Here is a 16,460-nt window from a genome sequence, read left to right as displayed (position 1 = left end):
GGCCCGTCGGACGGGGCGCTGCGCTTCTTCGGCAAGGAGGACTTCCGCGAGTTCGCGGCCGTCTTCCGGGAGCTGGAAAGCACGCCGGGTGCGGAGATGGCCGCCCGTTTCCGCGCCTCGGAGTACTTCGTGCCCTCCGCGGTCGTGGCGCCGATCGTGCGCAAGGCGCCGGCGGAGCTGCCGAGCGTGCGCCAGCAGCCGGTCACCTCCCAGCTCGCGACGCTGACCCGGCGATATCTGCGGGTCGTGCTGGCGGACCGTTCCTACCTGCGGCTCATCGCCGCCTTCCCGTTCCTGCTCGGGATCATCCCGCGGGTGATCCCGGCCCCCGACGGGCTGAAACCCTTGCCGGACGCACCGAACCCGGACGCGATGAAGGTCCTCGTCGTCCTGGTGCTGTGCGCCTGTTTCATGGGGATGGCGAACTCGGTCCGCGAGATCGTCAAGGAACGCGACATCTACCGGCGGGAACGAACGATCGGCCTGTCCCGGACGGCCTACCTCGGCTCGAAGATCATCGTCCTCACCGGTATCACCACCCTGCAGTGCGTGATCTTCACCCTGATCGGCCTCGTCGGCCGCACGCCGCCGGAGGCGTCCCTGCTGGGCTCGCCGCTGATCGAGTGCCTGGTCGCGGTGATCGTCGCCGCGCTGGCGTCCATGATGATCGGGCTGCTGGTGTCGACGCTGGTCGACAACGCGGACAAGACGATGCCGATCCTGGTGCTGGTGACCATGGGGCAGCTCGTGCTCTCCGGTGGGCTGGTGTCGCTGTCCGGTCGACTGGTGATGGAGCAGGTCGCGTGGATCGCCCCCGCCCGCTGGGGCTTCGCGGCGCTGGCGTCCACCGACGACCTCAACGAGGTCTCCAAGCTGGGCAGCGAGGTGTTCCGCACGGATCCGGCCGACGGGCTGTGGGAACACAGCGCGGGCATCTGGGTGCTCGACGTCGTCCTCGGCCTGGTCCTCGGCGCGGCGGCGCTCGCGCTGACCTCGATGATGCTGCGCCGGATCGACCCCAAGGTGACCCGGCCCGCCGGCCCGCCGCCGGGAGTCGGCCGTCCGCCGCAGGCCGGGCAGGCACCGCCCACCGGGCCCGGCGGGCCCGGTGGGCCCGGCGGCTATGGTGCCGCGCCCGGCGCGCGCCGCTAGTACGGCAACGGCATTTGGGTGTTCCCTGCTCCCGCACACGCCGCGGTGACCACCAACCTCAATCGATCCCGGTGTTCCGCGGAACACCGGAGCGTTGGTGCCAACCGGCGCGGCACGTCAGCTCGGGGACGAGCGGATGCGTCCGCGGAAACTCCACTCGGCCGACGTCGTCCGGTCCCGCAAGGTCCGGGACCTAGGTCCGGGAGCGGCGTGGCGGGCGGGTCTGGCCGCCCAGGCCGCGCCCGGCGAGCAGATCGGCGACCTCCTCGCACCAGAACGCCAGCCCGCACAGTTGATAGGTGACGAAGCCCTTGGTCAGCGTGGGGCTGTTCTGCTCGAAGACCGAGTGCCCGGCGACCTGCAGTGCCCAGCTCGCCACGAACATCGGCAGGCCCACCTTGGGCCGGCCGACGAGCAGCGGCAGGGAGAAGGCCACGCCGGGGATACCCACGAGATGGGTCGCCCGGATTCCCCGCGTGGTGTGCTGGGACCGGTAATAGGCCATCTTCTCGGCGAACGGCGCGGACGCCGGCGGCGGCTCGGGCTCCCTGGAAGTCAGGGGTTCCCGGGAGGGCCCGGGTGCTGGCGCGGCCGGCCTGCCGCCGAGTGGTGAGTCGGCAGTCGTCATGGATGCCCCCTCGCTTCGTCTCGTCCCCGAACATCATCGGCGACGAGGGCGGGCAGCTCCAGCCGAGCTGGTGGGTCGCCTACGTCCGGCACGGCGGGCGGCGGCGGGGATCAGCGGGCGGCCTGCTCCGCGGCTGTGCTCGGCCCGAGCGCGGGCGGCCCGAGCGCGGGCGCCCCAGGGGCGGGGGTCGGCCCGCCCGGGGTGGCCATCGTGCGCAGAGCCTCGAGCATCTGGCGGCGCAGCTCCCCGGTCGGCGGGGCAAGCCCGAGCAGCTCGGCCAGCCACATCCCGTCGGCCGCCATGCGGATCAGCGTCGCGGCCGCCGGGTCGATGCGGTCCTGGACGAGGCGGTTCTGCCAGTGCTCGTATCGCTGGCGGAAGCGTTGCAACCGTTCGGGATCGGCGATGAGGGCGGCCAGGAACCCGACCTCGGCCGTGCTGTCCCGAGGCTGGACGCCGGCCGCCGTCGTGGCGTCCAGGTAGGCACGTGCCCAGCCGCCGGGCCGGTCGTCCAGCACCGCCCGGGCGGTGACCTCCGACTCGAACTCGTCGTTCCACCGGTCGTAGAGCGCGTCGATGAGCGACGCCCGCGTCGGAAAGTGATGTAAGAGGCCGCCCTTGGAGACCGCCGCCTCGCGGGCGACGGCGTCCAGGCTGAGTGCCTGACTGCCGTGCCGGGTGAGGACACGCCAAGCCGCGTCCAGCAACCGTTGTCGCGTCGCAGCCGGGTCCGAGGCGGGCACGAGCGCCATTGTGCCGCACCGACCGGCCCACCTGGCACTTCGCACCGCGCTGCCTATGCTACCGGGTTGACCGACCGTCCGGACGGACGGTAGTACTTCGACGGGACGAACCGGGCGGAGGACCCGGAAGCGCGTCAGCCCGAGCCAGGCGCTCGAGGCGGTTCGGGCGCGCGCCGACGGGGGCGACGGAGCTATGCGAAGAGCAACGGGAAGCGCGGGACCATCCAGTCGGCCGTGGCCCGGCCGAGAACACCGAACCGGGCCCGCGGACCGAACCGAGCCCGCGGGCGGCGCGGGGCCAGGCATGCCAGGCGGGCCACGAGGGCCGGACGGGCCACGAGGGTCAGCAGGGCCATCCGCGGGAACCGGTCCGGGCGGGCCACAGGCCGCCTCGCTGACCCACGGCGCCGTCGGACGTCTGGTGGTCGCCCTCGGCACGGCCACGCTGCTGCAGTGGCTCGGGGCGTTCGCGATCGCGCCGATCCTCCCGCTCTACCTGGAGGAACGGGACGTCTCCGCCGGCGGGGTCGGCGTGGTCATGGCCGCGTTCTTCCTCGGCGCGCTGCTCTCCCAGTACCCCGCGGGCCTGGCCACCACGACGCGGGGGCACCGCCCGGTGCTGGTCGCGGGGCTCGTCGCCTACGCCGTGGGGTGCGCCGGGCTGATCGTCTCACCGGGGATCATGTGCGACACGGCGATGCGGGTGCTGCAGGGGGCCGGGGCCGGGGCGTTCGAGGTGGCCGTGCTCACCGCGATCGCCGCGACCGTGCCGCCGGACCTCACCGGCCGGGCCGTCAGCGCCGTCTACACCGGTCAGATCGCCGGCACCGCCATCGGTCCGCTGCTCGGCGGGCTGGCTGGCGAGCAGCGGATGGACCTGCTCTTCCTGGGCGCAGGGGTGGCCGCGGCGGTCGCCTCCGTCCCGGTGCTCGTCCTGCTCCGGCCGGACGGCCCCGGTCACGCGCCGGCGCTGTCTGTGGCCTCTACCGGCTCCGACGCCTCCGCTGTCGGTCCCACCGCGGGTGGGGGTGCGGGCGTCCCCGGTGGGCGGGCGGGCGGCGCGGAGGCGGTCGCGGCCGTGGCGGCAGTCGCCGTGCACCGCGACGGTTCCCCTGGTCATGCCGGCCGGCGGGCTCCCGCGTGGGCGTCCCGGCGGCGAACATGGTCACCCCTCGCCGCGGTGGGGCCGGGGGTCGAGGGGCTGCTGCTGGTCGCCGCGGTGAACGGCCTGGCCGTCGGGACCTACGAGACCTGCTGGAGCCTCCTGCTGACCGACCGGGGCATCTCGACGGAGCTGGTCGGGCTCAGTTTCACTCTGTTCTCGCTGCCCTACATCGTCTGCGCCATGCCCGCGGGCTGGCTCGCCGACCACAACGACCGCCGATGGCTGGTGGTGGCGGCCACGGCCACGACGGGTGTCACCGTCGCCACCTACTCGTTCATCGGGTCGTTCTGGCTGATCGTCCTCGTGAGCTGTGCCGAGGCGATCGCGCTGGCCGTGAGCTTCCCATCCGCCCAGTCGCTGCTGGCGCAGGAGTCCGGGCCCGGTGGTGCCGGGCGGGCGCAGGGCCTGTTCACGACGACCCAGACCGCCGCGACGGTCGGGGCGGCGCTGACATCGGGCGCCCTGTACGCGGCGAACGCACACCTCCCGTTCGTGCTGACGGCCGTCGCGGCGCTCGCGGTCGCCGGTTCGCTGCCGCGGCTGTGGCGCAGGGTGCGGGGGACCGTGGTGCCCGCCGCCGTGCCGTCCGGGGCCGTGCCGGCGGTGGCCGTGCCGGCGGCGGGCACGGGACCCGCCGGCGGGGCGCTCGCCAGCCACCTGATCACCCGGTAAGGGGGGTGCGCGGGCCGTTACGCTGGCCGCGTGGCAGGCAACGAGGGGCTCATCCCGGTGACCGGCGGCGTGGCGTGACGGGCGAGGCGCCGCCGGTGGGCGGGGTCACGCTCGCCGGGATCGCGCTCGAACACCCGATCATGAACGCCGCGGGCACCTGCAAGACCGTCGAGGACGTCACCGCCCTCGCTCGCGGAGCCGTCGCCGCGGTCGTCGTCGGCTCGATCACGAGAGACGCCCGCACCGGCAACGGCGGGGAGGTCTACTGGTCCGGCGGCTCCTACTCGCTCAACGCGCTCGGCCTGCCCAACCGGGGGATCGGGTACTACGCCGAACAGCTCCCGGCGATGGCCGACATCGCTCACGGGTACGGCAAGCCGCTGGTGGTCAGCGTGGCCGGGTTCGCCGCCGAGGAGTACGCGACGCTGGCCCGTGCCGCCGCGGACACCGGTGCGGACCTGATCGAGCTCAACCTCGGGTGCCCGAACGTGTGGGACGGCGGCTCGCAGAAGCGTATCGCCTGCTTCGACCCCGGTCAGACCGACGCGATCTGCGCCCGGGTCGAGGCCGCCCTCGCCGCCGGCCGGGCAGGCCCCGGCCACCGGCGCGCGCCCGCGTACGGGGTCAAGGTCTCGCCGTTCTCCGATCCCGAGGCCCTGGCGGATCTGGCCGCGCTGCTCGGCCGCCGCTCGGAGGCCGATGGCGGGCCGAGGTTCGTCACGGCCGTCAACACCTTCCCGAACGCGCTGGTCCTCGACGACCGACGGCGCCCCGTCCTCGACGTGGCCCTCGCCGGGCTGAGCGGAGCCGCGCTCAAGCCGGTGGGCCTCGGCCAGGTGCGCCAGCTCCGTGCCCTCCTGCCCGAGCAGGTGGACGTCGTCGGCGTCGGCGGCGTGCTGGGCGGCCGGGACGTCGCCGACTACCTGGCCGCCGGCGCCCGAGCGGTCCAGGGGGCGACGGCCTTCTGGAACCGGGGCGAGGACCCGACGGTCTTCGGCGACATCCTCAGCGACTGGATCGACGCCGGGAGCACGGCAGACACGAGAGCCGGGGTCGGCTGAGCGACTGGAGCGCGGCCGTCAGCGCCGCGCGAAAGGCGCCGCCGAGGCAGCTGAGCCCCGTGCAGGTGAGCCCGTGCAGGCCGATCAGTGCCGCTCGGGAAGCTCGATCACCACGTTCGTCGCCTTCACGGTGCCCACGGCGAGCACGCCGGGCTCCAGGCCCAGCTCGTCCGCGGCCTCGCGGCTCATCAGCGAGACCACGCGGTGCCGCCCCGACTGGATCTCCACCTGGGCCATCACGTCGTCGCGGCGCACCCGCGTCACGATGCCGGGAAAGCGGTTGCGCGCCGAGGCGCCGACGATCGCCGGTGGGGTCAGCGGCAGCTCACCGGCGATGTCGATCGCGAACTGCGCGAGCACGGCTCCCTCGACGGCCTGCCGGCCCGCTCCGTCACGCACCGTCGGCAGCCGGCCGCCGTCGGCCCAGCGACGCACGGTGTCGTCGCTGACGCCGAGCAGTCCGGCGACCTCGCTGATCCTGAAGGTCGACATGCCGGCACCATATCCGGCCCCGCTGTCGGTGGCGTCGCGGCCGGTCGCGGCCCGATCCCCGTCGGGGAGCGCGGCGTGGCCCCGTGGTGTTCCGTCTCATGACGGGAGCCGGCCGGGGCCGGCCGCCTCGTATCGTGGTCCGCGTGAGGCGGGGTGCGGACGGGCTGGTCCCGGGGCCGCGGAAGCTGCCGGGGGGCCGGTGTGATGGACGAGGGTTCGGAGGAGCCGGAGCCCGAGGCGGTGCCTGCCGCGCGGCGGCGTTCACCCGGGTCGCTGGAGGAAGAGGTGCTCGGTGTGCTGCACCGCTCCGGGGAGCTCTCTCCGGGTGAGGTCCGCGATCTTCTTCCTGCCACCGCGAGGCTGTCCTACAGCGCGGTGGTCACCACTCTCACCCGCCTGCACACCAAGGGTGTGGTCACCCGTCGGCGGCACGGGCGGGGCTACATCTACTCCGCGCCGGGGGATCCAGCCACGCTCGTCGCGTGGCGGATGAACCGGCTTCTCGCCGGGCAGGCCGATCACCGCCGCGCCCTGACGCACTTCATCGCCGCGCTCTCGCCCACCGACGAGGCGCTCGTCCGCGATCTTCTCGCCTCCGCGCCGGCCCCCGCCGAGCACGGTGAGCACGGGCGCGGCTCCGAGCCGCGCCGGCAGGGCTGAGCCCGGTGGTCGACCAACTGCTCGTATCCCTCGTCCTGGCGCCCGCGGCGGGTGTGGTGACGAGCCGCATCCTGGTCGATCGGCTGCCCCCGCGGGTCGCGGTGCTCGGGTTCACCGCCGCCGCGGTCCTGTTCGCGCTGGCCAGCGCCGCGAGCCTGCTCGCGTTCGGGATGCCCGCGGCGGCGGGCCTGATCGGGTTCGCCCCCGACCTGCGCGCGGTGGCGCGCTCCTGGCAGATCGCCGTGGCACCGCTGTGGGCGTCGTGGATGTGCCTGGCGCTCGGCGCGGCCGTGATCATCTCGGTGGCGGTGACCGGGCGGCGCCAGTACGACTCCCTGCGCGCGGCCCGCACGGAGGCGGCGGCGCTGCCGGGAACCGGCGAGGTGGTGGTGATCCCCGACGGCCGTCCGGACGCCTTCGCGCTTCCCGGCGCGCCGGGGCGGATCGTCGTCACGGAGGGAATGCTCACGGCGCTCGGCGACGGCCGCCACCAGGCGCTCCTCGCTCACGAGCGGGCGCACCTGGCCGGCCGGCACCACCGCTTCGCGTTCACCGCGCGCCTCGCGGCCGCTGCCCTCCCAGCGTTGCGCCCCATGGTCACCCTGATCGACTACGCGATCGAGCGCTGGGCGGACGAGCAGGCGGCGCAGGAGGTCGGCGACCGCCGGTCGGTCGCCCACGTCGTCGGAACAGCCGCGCTCGCCGCGACGAAACAGGCCGACCGGCATTCGGCGGCCTCCGGGACGGGAAGTTCACGGATCGGGCGGCGGGTCCCGTCCACGCTCCAGCGGATCGTGCGCGGCCCCGGGCGGGCCGGCGAGCCCTGCCACGACCTCGTCCGCGGCGAGCACGCCCCGCACGCTCAGTCCGCCCCGCCAGCCCGGCGCTCCAAGCACAGGGGCCTCGCCCGCGGTCGGCGCCAGCGGGCCGAGGCCGTCCCGCCGGCGATGCTGCGGGCCGGCGCGCCCGGCCGCGGTCCCCAGCCCGGGCCGGTGCCACGCCGGATCGCGGCCCTGCTCGACGCGCCGCTGCGGGGCAACCGCGGGCTGCTGCTGCTGGTGGCCCTGCCGGCGGCCCTCGCCGCCGCGTCGTGCGGTGTCGCCGTCGAGGCGTTGCTCGACCTGCCCTACCGCCGCGTGTTCGCCATCGCCGAATCCTGAACAGCCGCCCCGAACCCTGATCGGCCGCCCTCAGACGAGGGCTCGGCGAGGGCCCGCGCCCGTCGGCTCACCCGACGATCGTGATCGGGGTGCCGAGCGGGACGACGTCCACCAGCCGGAGCAGGTCGGCGTTGCGCAGCCGGACGCATCCCATACTCACGTCCGAGCCGACCAGGTCCGGGCGGTTGGTGCCGTGCAGGCCGATGATGCCCTCGGCGCCGTTGAACTGGGTGATCACGTCGGAGAACCCGGACAGGCCGAAGGCGAACGGCCCCCAAGGGCCGTTCGGGTCGCCCGGGCGCAACAGCTCGGTCAGGTAGAACGTGCCGGTCGGGGTGGGGGTCGCCCCGGTACCGATCCCGACCGGCAGCTTCGCGACCACCGTGTTGTCGCGAAAGATCGTCAGCTGGTGCTCCGAGCGGTCGACGAGCAGCTCGAACGGCGTGGTCGAGATCGTCGTGTCCGCCGTGCGAACCCATCCCACGCTGCCGTTCGGCCGGACGGGAACCTTGACCCGCAGCCAGGCGGGCTGCCGCTCCTCGACGCCGAAGAGCAGTGGAACACCACGGGGGTTCGGGCTTGCCAACGTCCAGCGCGGCTCGTCGTCGCCGGGCCGCCCGAAGATCTTGATCTGGGGGACGTCCGCGTGCGCGACCCAGCTCCAGCCGGCGGGCAGAGCCAGCTCGGCGCCGTCGCCGGCGGGCGTGCCGTCCTCGCGGGGCGTCGCGCCGCCGGCGCGCGGGCCGACCGAAGGGCTCGCGCCGGGCGCCGGGCGGGGGCGCGGGCCGGGATCCGGCACGGGACTCCGATCGGACCCGCCGCAGCCGGCGAGCAGCGTCGCGCCCACCATCGCGGACAGCAGGACAGCGGTGGCCGCTGCCGGCCCGCGCCGCCGGCCAGCGGTGTCCTGCTGTCCCCGCCGCACCCTTCCAGTCATGCCACACCCCCCGAGACGCGCGCCTTGCCGTGCCGGCGTCACGGCCGCGGCTGGGCCGGGTGGTCCGGCGGGACCACGAGCGCGGAGATCGCCTGTCCCCCTGGCAGCCACCTCGCTACCCTGCGACCACTGTCGTCGCTCAGAGTAACGAAAGGGAGGGGGGATCACGCGAACGCCAGCCCGGCGGATGAACCGCGCCGCAGCCATCGTCGCCGGGCCCTGCTGCCGGGCGGGGCATCAGCGCCCGCCCGGCAGCAGGGCAGGCGGCTCAGGGCAGGCGGGCCAGGATCCGGTAGGCGTTCGAGCGCCTACCGGTGGTGAGGTACGGCCGGCTCGCCATGTCCCACGCGATCGCCGCCGGCATCGCGGTGAACACCGCCGCGCCGACGAGGGCGCGCCGGCCGCGGGCCAGGCCGGGCCGGCTGACCTCGCGCCACGGGACGGCCGGTGACGGTGTCGCGCGCTGCCACATCCCCCAGAAGACCACCGGGGCGTCCCCGCGCTGGTGCGTCTCGCCGAAGCGCACGTCCAGCACCTCGAGGCCGACCTCGCCGAGGGCGGCCGTCAGGTTGTCGGCCGGGACGAGGTGCTGGTGCTGCGGCACGAACCAGCCCGGCCAGTACGTCCCGTACCACCGGGCGGCCGGGCTCTGCGCGTTCGGCACCTCGATGAGCAGGTGGCCGCCCGGGGCGAGGACCTCGGCGGCGGCGCGCAGCTCGGCCCGCGGGTCCCGGGTGTGTTCGAGGTAGTGGAACATGCTCACGACGTCGTAGCGCCCGCTCATCGTCCCGGCGAGGTCGGGCAGTAGCCCCCGGTAGGCCTGGTCGACCCAGCCCCGGCGCTCCGCCTCGCCGATGGCCGCGCCGATGTCCAGACCGTCGAACGAGGTCGTCGGCCACACCTCGCGCGCGGCGGCGCAGAAGTGCCCGAACCCGCCGCCGACGTCCAGCCAGCGCTGTGGCGTGGGTATGTCGATCCGTGCCCGTTCCAGGTAGCTGTCGGTGTTGCGGCGGAAGAGCTCCTCGGTCAGCCCGGAGCCCAGGCCGGAGTAGGTGTCCCGGTAGTAGAAGTCGAGACCGTCGAGGGTCAGCCGCGGGTTCTGGAAGATGTGGCCGCAGCCGCCGCAGCGGTCGTACCGGAACACCCCGGGCTTGACCTGGATGGCGTCCACGCCGCGCAGGGCCAGCGAGAGATCCGTGCCGCCGCACCAGGGACAGCTCGTCGTGGCCGGCTCCAGGAACCGGTCGATGCCGGCGGCCAGGTCGGCGGCGTACTCACGCCGCTTCGCGGCCAGCACGGCCGGCTCGGGGGCGGGCGGCCCCGGCCTGGGCAGGTCCACGCCCGAGCCCGTCACCGCGCCGCCGACCGCCGAGGCGAGGGTCCGCACCGCGGGCCGCCGGCGCGTCACCGGGCTGCGGACGAGGTCGGCGGCGGGCACCCGGATGCGCCCGGCGCCGACAACCAGCGGCTGCAGCCACGACAGCACCGCCGCGCCGAGCGCCCAGCCCGGGGCCGCGGTGGCCCCGGCGGCCACCGCGAGGTCGCGGGCGAGAGGGAAGAACGGTTGGCCGGGCTCCCACGGGCGAGCGGCGAACTGCACCGCGACCCGATCCGACCCGTCCGCCGACCCGGTCGGCGGCCCGCCGTCCGGGGGTGTGAAGCCGTCCGCGGCGGTGAGGCCCGGCAGGATCGCCAGATCCGTCGACGCGGGCGCGAGCAGTTTGAGGGCCGCCGTCGCCGCGACCAGGTCGACGCGGCTCGGGTCCTTCAGGTCGAGCCCGGCGCGCTCCAGGACGTCCCGGTCGACCAGCAGCGCGCGGAAGGCTCCGCGCCCCCGTTCCAGCCGCTGGGCGCGGTAACGCGCCGGATCGACCAGCCGCGCGAGGTCGAGCAGTTCGTGCGCGGGCAGCTCGGCCGGCACGAGGTCCAGGACAGTGAGGCCCTCCCGCAGCGCGTGCGCGCTCGCCGCCCGCCGGGCCGGCTCGTCGAGGCGGACGCCGTCCGCCAGCAGAAAGACGTGCGAGGGATGTACCGGCTCGTCGGCCGGTGCGATGACGGCGAGTGCCCGCATCCGTGCGCGCAGCCGCAGGCCGTTGATCCCGACGCCCGCGCATGCGGCGACCGGCAACAGTGCTCGACGGTTCATGACGCCTCCTGTCTTGGCACCTTCGGAGGCGCCGCGACGGTCACCTCGCAACGTACGTCCCCGTGCGCTCCGCTCCGCGCCCACCCCACCCCGCTTGGCGATCCATGATGGTGTGTACGGTTCGCTCCCGTTGCCGGCTGGTTTCGGTTCCCGGCCGGTTCCGGCTCCCGGCCGGTTCGGGCGGTCCGGTCCGGGCAGGTGAGGTCACAGACGGTGCGAGGAGACGGATCGGGCGACTCGCGGACGAGGGGATGGTCATGCGGCGTGTGCGGGTCGTCGGGGTGGCGCTCGTGGTCGTCCTGGCGGCGCTGGCCGGTGTCACGGCGTTCGCCTGGGCGGTCCGCGGCACCGACGCGGGCGGCTCGATGGCGGACCGGCTCAGCCTCGCCGACGGCGACACCGCAGGCGGCTCCGCCGGGGCGGGGGACCCGGGCGGCGGCGCGGCGGGCGCGGAATCCGGGCGCGGCACCGCGGAGCACCCCGCCGGCGGCCCGGAAACCGGCGCCGACGAGCTGTCGGCCGCCGACCCGGGCGGTGCGGGGAGCGGCCCCGGCGCCGGTTCGGCCGAGGAGGACAGCTGGGTCGAGTCCACGCTGGCCGGCCTGTCGCTGGAGCAGCGCGTAGGCCAGATGATGATGGGATACGTCTTCGGTACCACGGGCGCCGACCGGAGCCCGGCCGTTGTCGCCGCGAACCGGCGGACGTCCGGTGTGGACACGGCCGCCGAAGCCGTCGCGAGACGGAGCCTGGGCGGCGTGATCTACTTCGACGCCGGTGGGACGGGCCCGGGGGCGCTCCCGGACAACATCGTCAACCCGAACCAGGTCAAGACGCTGTCCGCGGACCTGAGCGCGGCGGCCAGCATCCCGCTGCTGATCGCCGCGGACCAGGAGCAGGGAACGGTGCTGCGCGTCCGGGAGGGCGTGACCCTGCTGCCCGGCCAGATGGCACAGGGCGCGACGGGACGTCCCACCGACGCGCGGGACGCCGCGCAGATCACCGGCGCGGACCTGCGCGCCCTGGGCATCAACGTCGACTTCGCCCCGGACGCGGACGTCAACAGCGACCCGGCGAACCCCGTGATCGGTGAGCGCTCCTTCGGCGACGACCCTGCGGCGGTCGGGCGGTTCACCGCGGCGGCGGTCGAGGGATACCGGCAGGTCGGGGTGGCCGCGGCCGCGAAACACTTTCCCGGGCACGGCGCGACGTCCGTCGACAGCCACGCCGACCTGCCGACGATCACCAGGGACCGGGCGGCGCTGACGGCGCTCGACCTGCCGCCGTTCCGGGCGGCGATCGCCGCGGGCGTACCGATGGTCATGGTCGGTCATCTGAACGTCCCCGCGCTCGACCCGGCCGCGCCGGCGACGTTGTCGAAGCCGGTGGTCGACGGCCTGCTGCGCCACGAGCTCGGCTTCGACGGCGTCATCGTCACCGACGCGCTGAACATGGCCGCGATCACCGAGCACAACACGCCCGGCGGCGCGGCGGTGCGAGCCGTCCAGGCCGGCGTCGACATGCTGCTGATGCCGCCGGACCTGACGCAGGCGCTTGATGCTGTGGTTTCCGCTGTGCGCTCCGGGGCGATCGTTCCGGAGCGGATCGACGCCTCGGTACGTCGAATCCTGAGGATGAAGTGGAGGCTGGCGCACACCGAGCCCGCCGCGGCCCGAACCCCCGAGGAGGCGGCGGCCACCGCGGCCGCGATCGCCGAGCGGGCGATCACACTCCTTGACCAGCCGACATGTGACCTGCTCCCGCTCAGCCACGGCCCCGCCGGCGCAGGTGCGGGCGGGACGCGGCCGGCGGTGGAGGTCTCCGGGCCGTCGGGCGCCGCGAAGATGCTCGTGGACGCACTGGGCGCCCGGGGGATCGGCGCCCGGTTGGTCGCCCAGGGCTCCGGCCGCCCGCCAGCGCCGCCCGCGGCAGGCGCCTCGGGAGCGGGTACGGCTGTGGTCCGGGTGGTGCTGGTCGGGAACTCGCCGCCGCCCGTCACCGATCGGCGGACCGTGGTCGTGTCGACCGGGACGCCCTACCGTCCGCCGATGGCCGCCGGGGCGTGGCTGGCGAGCTATTCACGCGACCCAGCGTCGATGAAGGCGCTGGCGGCGGTGCTGGCCGGCGCGGTGCCACCCTCCGGCCGGCTGCCGGTCGTCACCCGAACCGCGACCGGCACCGCGTTGCCGCGCGGCGCAGGCCTACCGACCCCGCGCGCCTGCTGACCTCGGCCGCTCCTCCCGACCCGTGGTCGGTGGCGTGCCTGCCGTCGGGCCCCTTCGCCGCAGGTGGTGGGCTGTGGTCCGCGCCGGTCGGGGTCGGCGCTGCGCCCCGTCGACGTTGCCCGGCAGGGGCCCGGGCGGCGGCCCACCGCCCGGGCTCCTGCCGGGGATTGATAGCACTTTGCCCAGCGCCAGGGCCGCCACCGTGGACCTCAAACAACCACAACCTGGGCGCTAGAAAACAACTGTGACGGGTGAGTGAGTCCATGGACTCACTCACCCGTCACGCATCAATGCTGGGGCTGGTAAGGGTGCCGGGGAAGGCGTCAGGGGTGGAGTCGCCCTGGTGGTCGGGGGGAGTGGCCTAGCGCCGGGGATGCTGTCGCAGGTACCTCTCGGGACCTGTGTCCGGGATGCCGCGTGGTGTCGGGGTTGCCACCGCAGGCCGCAGGCCGCCCTCGGGAACCGGTGGTCGGGGGCGCAGCCCGGTGTCGGGGCTACCACCGCAGGCCGCAGGCCGCCCCCAAAACCCCGCCCGCCGAGGGGGCCACGGGGGGCACCGCCCCCCGGCAGACATGGCGAGTCGACCAGGCCCAGGTTCCCTGGGCATAGCAAACCCATCGACGAGCGGGTGACCGGGATCGAACCGGCATGGCCAGCTTGGAAGGCTGGGGCTCTGCCATTGAGCTACACCCGCGTAGGTGATGGAGGGAAGCTTACCCCGTAGGATGTGGGGGCAACGCCTCGGGGCGTAGCGTAGTGGCCAGCGCGCCTGCTTTGGGTGCAGGAGATCGGGAGTTCGAGTCTCCCCGCCCCGACCGATACCCTCGGCGCGTCACCCCGTCCAACGTCGTACCAGGAGACCGCCGCGCCGTGAAGGCCACCAAGGAGACCCTCAGCCCGACCCGGGTCAAGCTCACCGTCGAGGTGCCCTTCGACGAGCTCAAGCCGTCCGTCGATGCCACCTACCGCAAGCTGGCGCGCCAGGTGCGCGTCTCCGGATTCCGCCCGGGCAAGGTCCCGCCGCGGATTCTGGACCAGCGCCTGGGGCGCGGTGTGATCCTCGACGAGGCGATCCAGGAGGCGCTGCCGCGCCTTTACTCGGAGGCCGTCCAGGCCGAAGAGGTGGACGTCCTGTCGCGGCCCGAGGTGGACATCACCGAGTTCGCCGATGGCGCGCAGCTGGTCTTCACGGCCGAGATGGATGTGCGCCCGGAGGTGACTCTGCCGGAGTTCGGCGAGCTGGAGCTCGTCGTCGAGCCGGCGACGGTGACCGATGAGCAGGTCGAGGAGCATCTGACGAACCTGCGTGACCGGTTCGCCGTGTTGAAGCCGGTCGAGCGCCCGGTCCAGGAGGGCGACTTCGTCTCGCTGGACCTGTCGGCGTCGGTCGACGGTGAGGCGATCGAGGACGCGACCGCGACCGGCATGTCGTACGAGGTCGGCAGCGGGAACCTGATCGACGGGATCGACGAGGCCATCACCGGCGCGTCGGACGGCGATGAGCGCACGTTCGACACCGAGCTGCTCGCCGGTGAGTACGCGGGCCGCACGGCGCAGGTCACCGCTGTGGTGCGGGGCGTGAAGGAGAAGGAGCTCCCGGAGCTCGACGACGACTTCGCGACGACGGCCAGCGAGTTCGACACGCTGGAGGAGCTGCGCGCCGACGTCCGGACCAGGCTTGAGTCGAACCGGAAGGTCGAGCAGCTGGGCGAGGCCCGCGACAAGATGCTCGACAAGCTGATCGAGCTGGTCGAGGTGCCGGTGCCGGATTCGGTGTTGGCCGGTGAGCTGGAGGCCCGTGAGCACCGTCTCGGGCACGAGCTGGAGCACATCGGTACGGACCGGGCGACCTACCTGGAGACGCTGGGTCAGTCGTCGGAGGAGTTCGACGCGGAGGTCCGCAGCTCGGCGGGCAAGGCGATCCGCTCGCAGTTCATCCTGGACGCGGTGATCGACGCCGAGTCGATCGGCCTTGACCAGGGTGAGCTGATGGAGCAGATCCTGATGCGCGCGCAGCGGGCCGGTGTGCAGCCTGACCAGTACGCCCAGCAGCTCGCGCAGGGCGAGGGGCTGACGGCCCTGATGGCGGATGTCCTCCGCACGAAGGCGCTGTTCCTGCTGCTGGAGAACGCGAAGGTCGTCGACACCGAGGGTAACGCGGTGGAGTTGAACCTGCCGCGCCGTCCGTCGGGCGAGGCCGAGGACGATGTTCCGGACATCTCGGACGAGCTGGATGCCGAGGAGCTTGAGGTCCCGGCGGCGGCTCCCTCGGTGGAGGCCGGCGACGAGGCCACCGCCACCGCTACGGACGCGGACGGCGCGGGCGACTCCGAGCCGCCCGCGTCCGAGACCAAGTAACGACTGCCAGGTAGCGATCTCCAGGTAACGACCGCCGAGCAGCGGCCGCCCCTGTGACGACGCCGCCCTGCGCCACGGGCGCCGGGCTGCGGCCGTGGGGCGCGGTGCGCGGCACGGCGGGTGGATTCGACCGACGGCCTCCGGAACGCGAGTTTCGGAGGCCGTCGGCGTGTCCGGTGCCACGCATGGACACCGAGAGGCACGCTGTCGCCCGGCATGGTGACGACGGGTGTGCGGCCGGGGCCGGCGGCTGGTCACGGGCCCTCGACGCACATCGATGCCGGACTGGCTCGGCCTCACGCCGAGCGCGAACATCGAAGGAGAAGCACCGGAACCGGCTCGTGTCACAGATAGTGTCGAGCCGGTCAATCAGACGCCGCCGAAGGAAGCCGAGGATCCGACCGTGAGTGACATCGCCGCCCCTGGCCTGGCTGTCCCGGGCCCGAGTCTCCGCTCGCCTGGACAGGCTGGCCCCGGCTTCGACGAGCAGGTCTTCAACCGTCTCCTCCGTGAGCGGATCATCTTCCTCGGCTCGGTGGTGGAGGACTCGATCGCCAACGCGATCTGCGCGCAGCTCCTGCTGCTGAACGCCGAGGACCCCGAGCGGGACATCTTCCTCTACATCAACTCGCCCGGCGGCTCGGTCAGCGCCGGCATGGCGATCTACGACACCATGCAGTACGTCGAGAACGACGTCGCCACGGTCTCCCTGGGGCTCGCCGCGTCGATGGGCCAGTTCCTGCTCTGCGCGGGCGCGCCGGGCAAGCGCTACTCGCTGCCGCACGCGCGGATCATGATGCACCAGCCCTCCGGTGGCATCGGCGGAACGGCGTCCGACATCGCGATCCAGGCGGAGCAGATGCTCTACACCAAGCGGATGATGCAGGAGCGCATCGCTTTCCACACCGGTCAGCCCGTCGAGCAGATCGAGCGGGACTCCGACCGCGACCGCTGGTTCACCGCGGACGAGGCGAAGGACTACGGCTTCGTCGACCACGTCGTCCAGCGGGCCCGCCAGGTCCCCAGCGAAGGACCGGTGAGCTGACGCCCGCCGCGGCAGCGAG

General features: G+C 73.9%; 14 protein-coding genes and 2 tRNA genes. 9 read left to right on the top strand and 7 right to left on the bottom strand.

The genetic code is table 11. From position 1 onward, the window contains the following. On the top strand, positions 1–1,152 hold a 1,152-nt coding region (locus tag MXD62_RS38235), incomplete at its 5' end, for an ABC transporter permease (protein WP_248834176.1). Between the two features lie 193 nt (positions 1,153–1,345). On the opposite strand, the gene MXD62_RS38230 is transcribed toward MXD62_RS38235, so the two are convergent. From MXD62_RS38230 to MXD62_RS38220, 3 genes are all read right to left on the bottom strand, one after another. After that, a complete protein-coding gene (locus MXD62_RS38230) occupies positions 1,346–1,780 on the bottom strand; it encodes a DUF962 domain-containing protein (protein WP_248834175.1) in 435 nt (144 codons plus the stop codon). Positions 1,781–1,890: 110 nt separating this feature from the next. Continuing rightward, positions 1,891–2,487: a TetR/AcrR family transcriptional regulator gene (locus tag MXD62_RS38225; RefSeq protein ID WP_248834174.1), complete on the bottom strand. Its 597-nt coding sequence runs from the start codon at positions 2,485–2,487 to the stop codon at positions 1,891–1,893. Between the two features lie 227 nt (positions 2,488–2,714). Then, complete coding sequence (locus tag MXD62_RS38220) at positions 2,715–2,906, bottom strand: hypothetical protein (RefSeq protein ID WP_248834173.1); 192 nt, start codon at positions 2,904–2,906, stop codon at positions 2,715–2,717. A gap of 38 nt (positions 2,907–2,944) precedes the next feature. Between MXD62_RS38220 and MXD62_RS38215 the strand changes: the two genes are divergently transcribed. Then, entirely contained in the window at positions 2,945–4,360 is a 1,416-nt protein-coding gene (locus MXD62_RS38215; RefSeq protein WP_248834172.1) for an MFS transporter, read from the top strand. A gap of 74 nt (positions 4,361–4,434) precedes the next feature. Next, positions 4,435–5,421 (top strand): tRNA-dihydrouridine synthase, encoded by a 987-nt coding sequence (locus tag MXD62_RS38210; RefSeq protein ID WP_308301395.1) that lies wholly within the window; start codon positions 4,435–4,437, stop codon positions 5,419–5,421. An 84-nt stretch (positions 5,422–5,505) separates the two neighbouring features. Here the strand turns inward: MXD62_RS38210 and MXD62_RS38205 are convergent, their stop codons facing one another. Further along, a complete protein-coding gene (locus MXD62_RS38205; protein ID WP_020462748.1) occupies positions 5,506–5,913 on the bottom strand; it encodes a molybdopterin-binding protein in 408 nt (135 codons plus the stop codon). 204 nt (positions 5,914–6,117) lie between these two features. On the opposite strand from MXD62_RS38205, the gene MXD62_RS38200 reads away from it, so the two are divergent. Both MXD62_RS38200 and MXD62_RS38195 read left to right on the top strand, forming a co-directional pair. Beyond that, positions 6,118–6,573 (top strand): BlaI/MecI/CopY family transcriptional regulator, encoded by a 456-nt coding sequence (locus MXD62_RS38200; RefSeq protein WP_248834171.1) that lies wholly within the window; start codon positions 6,118–6,120, stop codon positions 6,571–6,573. A gap of 5 nt (positions 6,574–6,578) precedes the next feature. Further along, complete coding sequence (locus tag MXD62_RS38195; RefSeq protein ID WP_248834170.1) at positions 6,579–7,733, top strand: M48 family metalloprotease; 1,155 nt, start codon at positions 6,579–6,581, stop codon at positions 7,731–7,733. Between the two features lie 67 nt (positions 7,734–7,800). Here the strand turns inward: MXD62_RS38195 and MXD62_RS38190 are convergent, their stop codons facing one another. Continuing rightward, the gene (locus MXD62_RS38190; protein ID WP_248834169.1) at positions 7,801–8,670 is read right to left on the bottom strand and encodes a L,D-transpeptidase; all 870 of its coding nucleotides are present in this window, start codon (positions 8,668–8,670) and stop codon (positions 7,801–7,803) included. Positions 8,671–8,938: 268 nt separating this feature from the next. After that, entirely contained in the window at positions 8,939–10,816 is a 1,878-nt protein-coding gene (locus MXD62_RS38185) for a class I SAM-dependent methyltransferase (RefSeq protein WP_248834168.1), read from the bottom strand. A 251-nt stretch (positions 10,817–11,067) separates the two neighbouring features. Here MXD62_RS38185 and MXD62_RS38180 point away from each other — a divergent pair, with 251 nt between their 5' ends. Beyond that, positions 11,068–13,038: a glycoside hydrolase family 3 protein gene (locus MXD62_RS38180; RefSeq protein ID WP_248834167.1), complete on the top strand. Its 1,971-nt coding sequence runs from the start codon at positions 11,068–11,070 to the stop codon at positions 13,036–13,038. A 623-nt stretch (positions 13,039–13,661) separates the two neighbouring features. On the opposite strand, the gene MXD62_RS38175 is transcribed toward MXD62_RS38180, so the two are convergent. After that, positions 13,662–13,732, bottom strand: a tRNA-Gly gene (locus MXD62_RS38175). A 48-nt stretch (positions 13,733–13,780) separates the two neighbouring features. On the opposite strand from MXD62_RS38175, the gene MXD62_RS38170 reads away from it, so the two are divergent. From MXD62_RS38170 to MXD62_RS38160, 3 genes are all read left to right on the top strand, one after another. Then, positions 13,781–13,853, top strand: a tRNA-Pro gene (locus MXD62_RS38170). A gap of 55 nt (positions 13,854–13,908) precedes the next feature. Then, positions 13,909–15,396: a trigger factor gene (gene tig / locus MXD62_RS38165; RefSeq protein WP_248834166.1), complete on the top strand. Its 1,488-nt coding sequence runs from the start codon at positions 13,909–13,911 to the stop codon at positions 15,394–15,396. Between the two features lie 403 nt (positions 15,397–15,799). Beyond that, complete coding sequence (locus MXD62_RS38160) at positions 15,800–16,441, top strand: ATP-dependent Clp protease proteolytic subunit (RefSeq protein ID WP_308301394.1); 642 nt, start codon at positions 15,800–15,802, stop codon at positions 16,439–16,441. The last annotated feature ends 19 nt before the right edge of the window (positions 16,442–16,460 follow it).

Source organism: Frankia sp. Mgl5 (genome assembly GCF_023242985.1).
GTDB classification, from domain to species: Bacteria; Actinomycetota; Actinomycetes; order Frankiales; family Frankiaceae; genus Parafrankia; species Parafrankia soli.
The sequence above is the reverse complement of the archived record's forward strand: the minus strand, read 5'-3'. Positions and strand labels throughout refer to the sequence as shown.